At 61.7% G+C, this 10000-nt stretch carries 8 protein-coding genes; 4 read left to right on the forward strand and 4 right to left on the reverse strand.

All coding sequences use genetic code 11. The features are described 5' to 3' along the window. Positions 1 to 21: 21 nt before the first annotated feature. Positions 22 to 405, reverse strand: a complete 384-nt coding sequence (locus LDL37_RS00850) for a hypothetical protein (protein ID WP_290792964.1) — start codon at positions 403 to 405, stop codon at positions 22 to 24. 277 nt (positions 406 to 682) lie between these two features. Between LDL37_RS00850 and LDL37_RS00855 the strand changes: the two genes are divergently transcribed. Beyond that, positions 683 to 1378 carry an FCD domain-containing protein gene (locus LDL37_RS00855; protein WP_290792967.1) on the forward strand — a complete coding sequence of 232 codons (696 nt, stop codon included), beginning with the start codon at positions 683 to 685 and terminating at the stop codon, positions 1376 to 1378. A 56-nt stretch (positions 1379 to 1434) separates the two neighbouring features. On the opposite strand, the gene LDL37_RS00860 is transcribed toward LDL37_RS00855, so the two are convergent. From LDL37_RS00860 to LDL37_RS00870, 3 genes are read right to left on the reverse strand one after another with little or no spacing between them, the layout of a single operon-like run. Continuing rightward, complete coding sequence (locus LDL37_RS00860; protein WP_290792970.1) at positions 1435 to 3012, reverse strand: beta-xylosidase; 1578 nt, start codon at positions 3010 to 3012, stop codon at positions 1435 to 1437. Positions 3013 to 3032: 20 nt separating this feature from the next. Further along, positions 3033 to 4568: a carboxylesterase family protein gene (locus LDL37_RS00865; RefSeq protein ID WP_290792973.1), complete on the reverse strand. Its 1536-nt coding sequence runs from the start codon at positions 4566 to 4568 to the stop codon at positions 3033 to 3035. Positions 4569 to 4613: 45 nt separating this feature from the next. Continuing rightward, the gene (locus LDL37_RS00870; protein ID WP_290792975.1) at positions 4614 to 6662 is read right to left on the reverse strand and encodes a beta-galactosidase; all 2049 of its coding nucleotides are present in this window, start codon (positions 6660 to 6662) and stop codon (positions 4614 to 4616) included. Between the two features lie 290 nt (positions 6663 to 6952). Here LDL37_RS00870 and LDL37_RS00875 point away from each other — a divergent pair, with 290 nt between their 5' ends. The 3 genes from LDL37_RS00875 to LDL37_RS00885 form a co-directional block, all read left to right on the forward strand. Next, entirely contained in the window at positions 6953 to 8164 is a 1212-nt protein-coding gene (locus LDL37_RS00875; RefSeq protein ID WP_290792978.1) for a response regulator, read from the forward strand. Next, positions 8154 to 9326 (forward strand): HAMP domain-containing sensor histidine kinase, encoded by a 1173-nt coding sequence (locus tag LDL37_RS00880; protein ID WP_290792981.1) that lies wholly within the window; start codon positions 8154 to 8156, stop codon positions 9324 to 9326. Before LDL37_RS00875 ends, LDL37_RS00880 begins: the two co-directional genes overlap by 11 nt. Before the next feature lie 5 nt (positions 9327 to 9331). Beyond that, on the forward strand, positions 9332 to 10000 hold a 669-nt coding region (locus LDL37_RS00885), incomplete at its 3' end, for an ABC transporter ATP-binding protein (protein ID WP_290792984.1).

Consider the following 10000-nt stretch of genomic DNA (forward strand, 5'->3'; position numbering starts at 1 on the left):
TCCCTGTTCAGCGAGGGCTTTTTACAAGCGCTCGACGTGGCCGCGGCAGATCAGTCGGGACCTGAGCTGGGACAGGCTGCGTATCTGCACCTCCAACAGCCCGGATAAGGCCCCAGAGGCCTCGCTGGCCGCCTGACCACTCAGGGCCTCGGCGTAAAAATGCAGGGTTCGCTGCTGACCCGGTGCCACAGAGCACCCTTCCCACCCGATCAGCCTTTCGCACACCCCGCCGTCGGCCTGTCTCAGACGGGCGTAGATCTGGACGTATTCGGTGATATGCCAGGGGGTGGGGTTATCGACCTGAAACGACAGGAACACCTGCCCTTCGTTCACGCACAGACGCGGCGGTCCATAACGCAAGGACTCGTGATGGGCGTCTGTGATCAGCAAGGCGTCGTCGTACATTCCGTTCCCCTGAACATCGGCGGCGTTTACGCAACCGTTTTTCAGAAGTATAACGCGCCGCCGGCCCCCAGCTAACAGGCTGAATATGTGTGATTATTTCCGAAATGACACAGGCGGCCTGATCGAAACTGTTCGCGGTGTCCGAATACGGACATATCGCGACTCCCAAAGGCCCATCCACACGGTCACGTTTGCAAATGCGCCATAGTGCTTTGAAGTGCACATTGAATGCGTTAGACGTAGACAGACGATGAATACCGCACGATTTGAGGGCGCAATGACTGACCTTATGGAGACGGGGGCCAAGATGGCCGTCCACGTTCACCGCCTGCTCGGTGAAGCCATTGTCGCCGGTGAGTTTGACGGTTCGGGCCTGCCCAACGAAGCCGAACTGAGCACACGCTATGGGGCCAGCCGCACGGTGATCCGCGAAGCCATCCGTATGCTGATGGGCAAGGGCCTGATCAGTATGCGTCAGCGCGCCGACCGTATTCAGCCGCTGGCCGCCTGGAATCTTCTCGATCCCGAAATCAGCTTCTGGCTGCGCCGCCGCCCCTTCTCTCTGGAGATTTTCCGGGAATTTATCCAGATGCGTCTGGCGGTCGAGCCCGTGGCCGCCGGTCTGACGGCGGCGCGAGGCGATGCGGCGGTGGTAAAATCGCTTCAGACCCTCTTTGCGGCGCTCGAAGCGGCCCCCGCTCAGTCGGAAGCGCGCCTGACGGCGGCGATCCAGTTTCACCAGACGATCGTGCTGGAGTCCGGTAATGCGTTTTTCACGCGCCTGCTGGCCCTGATCAGCACCGCCCTGCACATGGAATATACCCACGCCCAGCCCAGCCCGCTCACCCTCTCCTTCCAGGAGCAGATCATGACCTGCATTGCGAATGGCGATGCCGCCGGGGCCGAGGGCATGATGCGGGAATTGCTGCGCGCGACGCTGCGGCAGGTCGAAGCGGCCCCCATCGAAGCCTGACGCCCCCGCAAAATGCCTGTGAGCCGGCCGGAAGACCGGCCCACAGAATGACCGCATCAGGACGCGGGTTGCACCTTTACCAGCACCACGTCATTGCTCGACATGGGGACGCTGAGCGACACCGTACCGTTTGACCCGACCGTCACCTTGCGGTCGGTTTCAGGGGCGTCGGTGGTGAGGGCCTGCATCTTTTCGATCTGCGCCGGCGTCAGTGTGTCCGGTGCCCCCAGCTCGATATAGGCGGAATAGGCATCGTTCTTCTTATAGCCCGTGCGCTGCACCGTCAGGCGGTAGGTACCGGGTTTCAGGCCCGTCAGTTTCAGGCTGACCGGGGCCGACCTGGCGTTGGGGACCAGCTTTGAAAAGAAGGTCTTGTTGCTTGAGCCCTTCTGGTCCGGCAACTGGAAGTCCCAGATAACCGCCGAGGCCCCCTTGCCGTCATAGGCCGCCCAAACCTGATCATCAGACGCAGGGATTTCCTTACCGTTCAGGGTGTTGAGATACTTATAGGCAAACCACGAAGCCTTGCGGATGCCTTCGCGGTTCATCAGGCCAAAACCGCCGTGGAAGGGGGCATTGGGGGGGCCGGGTTCCTCAAACAGGTCGGAATAGACCCAGTAGCTCATGCCCTGCGCCACCCCCTTGGTGCCCTTCAGCTTGCTGAGGATGTAGGGCGCAGCGACGTAGGAATCGTGGCTGAGGTCGCGCGGGTTATAGCTGGTGCTCCATTCGGTGAAGATCAGTGGCAGGCCGGGCAGGTGCGAGGCCTCGATCTCAGCGCGCACCTTTTTGACGTCGGCGATGATGGCGTCCGGCTTCTTCGACAACTGAAGGTCCATCTTGCCCTCTTCGTCGAGATAGCCGTAATCGACACCATAGGTGTGGGTGGTGGCGAAATCGACGGGCGTGTGCGTCGCCTTGGCATAGGCCAGAAGCTCTGGCACCCAGGCCGCCCCGGCGGTGGAGGGGCCGCCGACGCGCAGTTGCGGGTCGATGGCTTTCAGCGTGCGGGCCGTGACGCCATAAAGGGCGAAATACTGCTCCTGATCGGCATACTGGAAGAAGCCGTCGAGATTGGGTTCGTTCCACACCTCGAAATACCAGCTACGCACCTCTTCGATGCCGTAACGATCAATCAGGTGCTTTGTGAAATCGTGCACCAGTTGCTTCCACAGATCGAGGCGCGGCGGCGAGGTATTGCCCTTCCAGTAGAAAATGGTCTGATCCGAGGTCTTCAGCGCCGAGGGCGTAAAACCCAGCTCGACAAAGGGCTTGATCTTCATCTTCAGCAGGCGGTCGTACAGATAGTCGATCTTCGTCCAGTCATAGACCAGCTTGTTATCAACCTTCTTCACCGTGCCCAGTTCGTCGTGGAAGATGTCGTGGAAGCGGATATAGCGGAACCCCAGTTCTTTGGCGGCGATTTCCAGTTGTGCCAGATTGGCCTCACGGATCGTCGTGCCCGGATAGTCGGCCCCGACCGACAGATCATAAAAGCGGTCAACCGGCTGCGTGGCCTTGGTGACGTCGAGCGTGACCTGACGCGCAGCGGGGGCGGCCACTACGGCAGAGGGCACCAGCAGGGCGCTGGCGATCAGGGCCGCGAGGGTTCTGCGGGAAGCTTTAACGGGCATAGAGTCTCCTGTGTGAAACGTTATTTTTGAGGTTCGGAAGGGGGTAAGAACAGCGAAAAGTCCGGCAAGGGCTGCGTCTCATTCGCCTCCTTTTCGGTGGTAATGATGTGCACCCGGGCGGGACGGCCATCAAAAGCCGGCCAATCTTTGCCGGGATCACCGTCTTTGGCGAAACGCACCCACGTGTCGGCAAGTCGGATCGCCAGTTGCCGGTCCTGCGGCGTCCAGTCGCGCTTTTCGGCATCCAGATTATCAAAGACGAACAGGATTTCCGCGCCATGACCAACACCGCACCCATAATGGCAGGGTTTGGGTTGCGCTGGCATGTGGGCAAAATAATAGAGATAGGGTTTGGCCTTACCCTCTCTGGCCTGAAGCCCGGCCCAGTACCATATGCGCCAGCCCCACCAGTCATTGCTCAGCCGGTTGATCGAGGCCTTGGCTTCGGCGTCCGTAGCGCCGGGATAGGCGGCCAGAAGTTCCGGTGAAGGCGCATGCCCCAGAAGTTTTGTCACCAAAGCCCGATAATTGGCAGCGGTAAAGGTGGGGGTGAACAGCAATTCCGGCGCCAGATCCTTGCCTTCGTCAGCGGTCCAGCCCGCCATCAAGGGCACATCGTTGTGACGCTTCCGGGTATAGGTCGTCGTCAGGTCTTCACGCAAAACATAGCCATCAACGCTGGGGAGCGTGTAATAGGCCACCTTGTGCAGGTCTTCGACGCTCAGTTGGCGCAGATCAGAGATATGGGCGGCCCCGACCGCCTTAGCGTAGGTCAGCGCCCGATCTTCGGCCGACTGTCGTGAAAAATAGGCGTTCTCGCCGGCCGTGAGCGGCACGCCGAAATTGCCGCTCTGCGAGATGGCGCGCTGAAACAGGCCTTTGGCGACCGGTGATGCCATCAACTGAGCGACAGATTCACCGCCGGCCGAATTGCCAAAAATGGTAACGCGCTGCGGATCGCCACCGAAGGCCGCGATGTTGTCGCGCACCCATTGCAAGGCGGCGATCTGATCCTCGAGGCCCTGATTGCCCGATGCCTTGTGCGCAGACTCCGCCGAAAGCTCAGGATGCGCAAAAAAGCCCAGAACGCCCAGACGGTAATTCAGGGTGACAATGACCGCCCCGTGCCGGGCCAGATTGCGCCCGTCATAGGACGGCTGGGCGGCGCTACCGCCGTAGTAGCCGCCCCCATGTATCCACACCATGACCGGCAGGTTATGGGCGTTTCTGGGGGCCCAGATGTTCAGATACAGGCAGTCTTCGCTTTTGGGATTGGGCAGCCATGTCGCGGTTTGCGCGCAGGCCGGTGAAAAGGTATCCGCCGCCCTGACCCCTTGCCAGGGTACGACCGGCTGTGGCGAGCGCCAGCGCAGATCACCGACCGGCGGCGCGGCAAAGGGAACGCCCAGCCACTTATGGACGTCCTGTTCATCCACACCGGCAATCTGGCCCCCGGTCACCGTCACGGGGGGCAAGGCCGGGGCCGCAAACGCAGGCCCGCCCGCGAACAGGCTAAGACAGGCGGCGATCCGCGCGACGTTTACAAAGCGTTTCATGGCTGAATGTCCCCACATTGAGGCAGCCCGTCCACGCAACGGGGCCTACTGCACAATCTCAACGCCGTCGGCCTCCAGATGCAGAGTGCCCGACCACGTCTTGCCGGAGAGTAACCCCGTTTTCGTGCCTTCAATACGGATATCTTTCGGACCGTAGGACGCGTTCACGTACAGGGTGCGTCCGTTCACCACCCGCGCATAGACGCCCTCAGGAGTCGAGGGTCCCGGCATGATCCCCAAACGGCCATAAAGGCTGCGGTATAAGGGTTGCAGCACCGACGGCTGAGCGGGCGTTGCTACATAGATGGCCTGCCCCTTTCCATAGGTGTTTATCGTGGCCACCGGGGGCGTTCCCTCGACATTGGAAAAACGGCCCAGAACCGTGGCGGTGGTCGGTTCCAGCACCTCATAGAAGTGAATGGTGGTGTTGACCGACGCGGCCCCGATCTGCCCGCTCAAAGCGGCGTCCCTGCGGTAGAATTCGCGCGTTTTTACCCCGAAGACATCTGACAGATAGCCCGGCAAAGGCGTGTTAAACCATTGGTTTGTCTCGTTCACCTTGGCAGACATCGCCGTCATGATGACCGTACCCCCCTCCCTCACATACTGGCGGATATTGTCCGCCGACGCCTTGTCCATTAGGTAGAGGCCCGGCACCACAACCATCTTGTAGCGGCTGAGATCCTCCTTGCTGACATTGATCACAGCGATGTCGATATTGTCGTTATAGACCGGCGAAAAGGCATTGTGCGCCTGAACCATATAGGGTGTGCTCAGGTACTGGGCGACGGTATTCGACCAGCTTTTGGGGCTTGAAGCGGTCTTGGCCTCGAACGAATAGGCGACGGCGACCTGCGGCTTCAGTTCGCGGGGGAAACCCAGTTTTTCAAGCGTTTTGAACTCTTTGGCCATGGTGGCCCATTCGTCCAGCTTCCACGATGGGGTGTCGTCGTGATCAATCAGGCCAAACAAAGCCTGCTCCTCGCCGCCAAGATGCGTATTGAACGTCCAGGCCAGCATGCCCTGCGCCCCGTTCAGCAGGCCGAAATAGCCCCACATGCGCGACCGGCCTTTGGTGCCGTAATAGCCACCGCCGCCCGCCTGAAACTCGGAAAACCAGTTCGGCGTCGGCAGGGCGCCGCGCATCATCAGGGTCTCAAACGCGCCACCGATGGCATCGCCATTATAATAGCCGTGCGACCCGTGCGAGACGTACTGCTTGTAGGTGGACAGGTAGTCGAACCCCTTGCGATCGCTGCTGTCCCAGAGGTTGGAAATGACCGGCTTGTCCGGCGCGTTCTTACGCCGGGCGTTTTCGAGGATCATCAGGACGTTGATCGTCGCGTCTGACCAGTACCGGCGCAGATCCAGATAGCGCTCAAAAGGGCCCGGCCCATCCCCATAAGGGATTTCCACCTGATCCCACGCGGTGAGGGTGCGCGACCAGCGTTGCGTCGCCCAGGCCTTGTTCAGAGTGTCCAGAGTGCCGTACTTCTTTTGCAGCCACGCCACAAAGCGGGTCTTGTCGGCCTCGGAATAGGACATGAAGCCATTGCCGATTTCGTTATTGTAGCCGAAGGCAATAACCGCCGGATGATGGCCATAACGTTTGGTCATGGCCTCGGCCAATGCGGCGACCAGCCTCAGATAATCAGGATCGCTGGTATTATCCATATAGCGTTCGGCGGCATAGAGGCGTGTGCCGTTCTGCGTGACAAGGTCCACGCCCGGATAGGCCTTGTGCAGCCACATGGGGGCCGGCTGGCCCGGAATGTCCACAATCACCTTGATGCCGTTGCGATGCATCTCCTCCAGCACCGCATCAAAGGCCTCAAAGGTGAAGACGCCCTCGGCCGGCTGGAAGTAATCCCACGACAGATCGCCCATGCGCACCACGGTGAAACCGGCGGCCTTCATGCGCGCAATGTCCTGATGAATCTGTGCGGGCGTGCGGTCCACGGGCTGATAATTGGCACCGACATAGAGGTGCGCGTCCGGCACGCGCAACTGCCCCGCCGGAGCCTGCGCGAAAGAGGCACTGGTCACCGCCGCCAACAGGGCGCACGCCCCCACCAAGGTCGCTTTGAGCTTCATCCACCGTCTCCCCTGTTCCGCTGTCCTTTGCGGCATCCTTGACGCGCACGGACCGGATTTTTATATTATTGTCAGACCAACACAGAGAGAGCACTTTGGGACTCTGACCTATGGGCGCTGCGCGTTTTTTGACATCCGCGCGCTTCGTCCGTCGCCGCACAGAATCGTCAGTGTTGGCCTGCGCAGTTTACCAGACACCTCAACCATACATAACAGGCGGTATTGGTTGACTTTTTTCAAGGGCGCTCACAAAGTGTCCGCTCAATTGACCGCCCCGTCCGAAAGCGTACATGTCCGAAGCCTCCCCCACCCTTCTGTTTGTTGATGACGACGCGGATGTACGCAAAACGGCCGAACTTTTGTTCCGCCGGGCCGGATACGCCTATCTCGAGGCGGCGTCGCCCGTCAGCGCCCTCAGCCTGCTGGCCACCACGCCCGTCGATCTGGTGCTGCTCGATCTGAACTTTTCCAAATCGCAGACCTCCGGTCAGGAGGGACTTGACGGTCTGGCCGACATGCTGCGCCACGATCCAAGCCTCAGCGTCATTGTGGTGACCGGGCACAGCGGGCTTCAGATCGCCGTTCAGGCCTTGCGGGCCGGGGCGCGCGACTTCGTGATGAAGCCGTGGAACAATGAGCGCCTGCTGGCGACCGTGGAAGCGACCCTTGCGTCGCGGCGTACCGACACGCTCGCCTCCACCCGCCCTCCCGCGCTGATCGGCCTGTCCGGGCCCATGCGCCGCATCATGGCGGCCATGGACCGCTGCGCCACCCTGACCATCCCCGTGCTGTTCAGCGGCGAGACCGGGACGGGCAAGTCGCTGGCGGCGACGGTCCTGCATCATCAGTCGCGCCGCTCAAGCCTCAGCGTGGTGGAATGCGCCACCCTGTCCCCCGAAGACCTTGACGATACGCCCAACCGCACGCTGATCCTCGAAAATATCGACCGCCTGCCGGACAAGATCATTCCCGCCCTGCTGAGCTATCTGCATCGCGCCCCGCGTTCCAACAGCCGCGTCATCTCCACCAGCGCCAGACCCCGCGCCGAAATCGGGCTGGACCGCGGACTGATGTACGCCCTCAGCACCATGGATATCGCCCTCGTTCCCCTGCGTGAACGGGTCGAAGACATCGTGCCTCTGGCCGAGCATTTTATTCTGGCCACCTGTCAGTTGCACGGCTTTCACCCGCGCACCCTGTCGCCGGAAGCCCGCGCCAGTCTTCAGGCCGAAGCGTGGACCGATAATGTCCACGCCCTGAAACACGTGATTGAACGCGCCATCATCCTGTCGGACCATCCGGCCCTGACGCCTGACGACCTGCGCCTGCACGATCGCCCCGGCGCGGCCGCCGACACCCCCAGAGGCAATCTGGCGCAATCAGAAAAAAGTCTGATTGAAGAAGCGCTTAACCGGCATAACTTCAATGTGTCTGCCGCAGCGGCGGAGCTGGGTCTGACCCGACCTTCGCTTTATCGAAGGATGGCCAAACATGGTCTCTGAGCCCCGCCTGAGGCAGGGGCTGGCCCTTCTGGCACTGGCCCTGAGCGCCGCCTTTATCGGGGACGCCGTCAACCGGGCGCTATGGGCCAACGCCGCGCTGGGGGGCCTGGTCTGTCTCATCCTGTTTGCCTATCTGATGAGCGGAGACCGGGCGGCCGCGACGCTCCCGCCCGCCTCTGCGCCGACGGGCCATAGCGATCCCGTCCACGTCTTTCTGGATCAGATTCCCCTGCCCCTGATCAGTCTGGCCCCCGGCGGGATGCCGCAGGCCGTCAACCGGGCGGCGCGCGCCCTGTTTGAAACCGACGACGCCATTGTGCGCGGTCGCGAGGCCCTGCTGTCGGCCCTGACGCCCCCGAACGAGCCACGGCTCGATCTCTTCGGGCGACGCTACGCCCTCACCCTCAACGAGGTACAGACGGAGGACGGCGCCTTCCGGCTGGCCACACTGACGGACGTGCAGTCGGAAATCTATCGCGTCGAAGCCGCCACCTTGCGCGATACGCTTCAGGTGCTGGGCCATGAAATCATGAACTCCCTGACGCCCATCTCGTCGCTGGCCGATATCGCGCGGGACTATCTCAGTCCCATGTCAGGCGAAGCCGCCGACCACGCGCGCGACGCCCTCACCACCCTGTCGCGCCGCTCGGCCAGCCTGACCCGCTTTATCGACGCCTATCGCGCGCTGGCCCGTTTACCCGCCCCGCAGTTGCAGCCGGTGCATCCCGGCCGTCTGGTCGAGGACGTGCTCAGTTTTTTCACGCGCAATCCCGCCATGGCCGATATCCGCTTCGACCTTGAGATCGAGGCGGGCGTGCCCTGGGTGGCGCTGGATGAGGCGCAGGTCGGTCAGGCCCTGATCAATATCATCACCAATGCCGTCGAAGCCACCGAGTCCAATGCCGGTCTGCGTCAGGTCAGCGTCCGCGTATCCCACACGCCGCACGATGTGGTCATTCGCATCGCGGACAATGGCGAAGGTATTGCCGAAAGCGTGCGCGCCGGGCTGTTCATGACCTTCACCACCACAAAGCCGCACGGGTCCGGTACGGGCCTCAACCTGGCCCGTCAGATCGCGCTGGCGCACGGCGGCAATCTCGGTTTGCTCGATGAGCCGTCCGCCTCTACGGTGTTCGCCTTCACCTTCCCGGTCACCGGATAGACCCCATGCCGCTGATCCAGCTCACCCACATCCATCATACCTATGCCGAAAATGCGCGCCCGGTGAACGCCCTGCGCGGCGTCAGTCTGGACATCGAAGCGGGTGAATTTGTCGCCATTGTCGGGCCGTCGGGCAGCGGAAAATCCACCCTGCTCAATATCATCGGCACGCTGGAAAGCCCCAGTCACGGCGACTATCGCTTTGACGGCCGGGCCGTTGCCGAGATGTCGGGACGTGAACGGGCGCTGTTGCGGGCGTCGCGCATCGGCTTCGTCTTTCAGAACTTCAACCTGATCGACCACCTGACGGTGTTTGAAAATATCCGGCTGGGGCTGCGCTATCGGCGTGACCATCTGAAAAACGAAAACGAACGGATACTGAGCGCCATGGACAAGGTCGGTCTGGCGCACCGGGCCGACCATCTGCCGCGCGAATTGTCCGGCGGCCAGCAGCAGCGCTGCGCCATTGCCCGCGCCATCGTGGGCGACCCGCAGATCGTGCTGGCCGACGAACCGACGGGCAGTCTTGACTCCCAAAATGCCGCTCAGGTTCTGGGCATTCTGGCGGAACTCAACAGCCGCGGCACCACGCTGGTCATCGTGACGCACGCCCCCAGTCAGGCCGACCGCGCCGGACGGGTGGTCGAAATGCACGATGGGCGCATCCATCTTTCG

The sequence above is a fragment of the Asticcacaulis sp. genome (genome assembly GCF_020217185.1).
In the GTDB taxonomy this organism is placed as follows: domain Bacteria; phylum Pseudomonadota; class Alphaproteobacteria; order Caulobacterales; family Caulobacteraceae; genus Asticcacaulis.

What these genes read in the sequence shown, in the direction of transcription:
- LDL37_RS00880 (WP_290792981.1), top strand. Translation starts at nt 8,154, where the DNA reads ATGGTCTCTGAGCCCCGCCTGAGGCAGGGGCTGGCCCTTCTGGCACTG.
- LDL37_RS00875 (WP_290792978.1), top strand. Translation starts at nt 6,953, where the DNA reads ATGTCCGAAGCCTCCCCCACCCTTCTGTTTGTTGATGACGACGCGGAT.
- LDL37_RS00860 (WP_290792970.1), bottom strand. Translation starts at nt 3,012, where the DNA reads ATGCCCGTTAAAGCTTCCCGCAGAACCCTCGCGGCCCTGATCGCCAGC.
- LDL37_RS00855 (WP_290792967.1), top strand. Translation starts at nt 683, where the DNA reads ATGACTGACCTTATGGAGACGGGGGCCAAGATGGCCGTCCACGTTCAC.
- LDL37_RS00865 (WP_290792973.1), bottom strand. Translation starts at nt 4,568, where the DNA reads ATGAAACGCTTTGTAAACGTCGCGCGGATCGCCGCCTGTCTTAGCCTG.
- LDL37_RS00870 (WP_290792975.1), bottom strand. Translation starts at nt 6,662, where the DNA reads ATGAAGCTCAAAGCGACCTTGGTGGGGGCGTGCGCCCTGTTGGCGGCG.
- LDL37_RS00850 (WP_290792964.1), bottom strand. Translation starts at nt 405, where the DNA reads ATGTACGACGACGCCTTGCTGATCACAGACGCCCATCACGAGTCCTTG.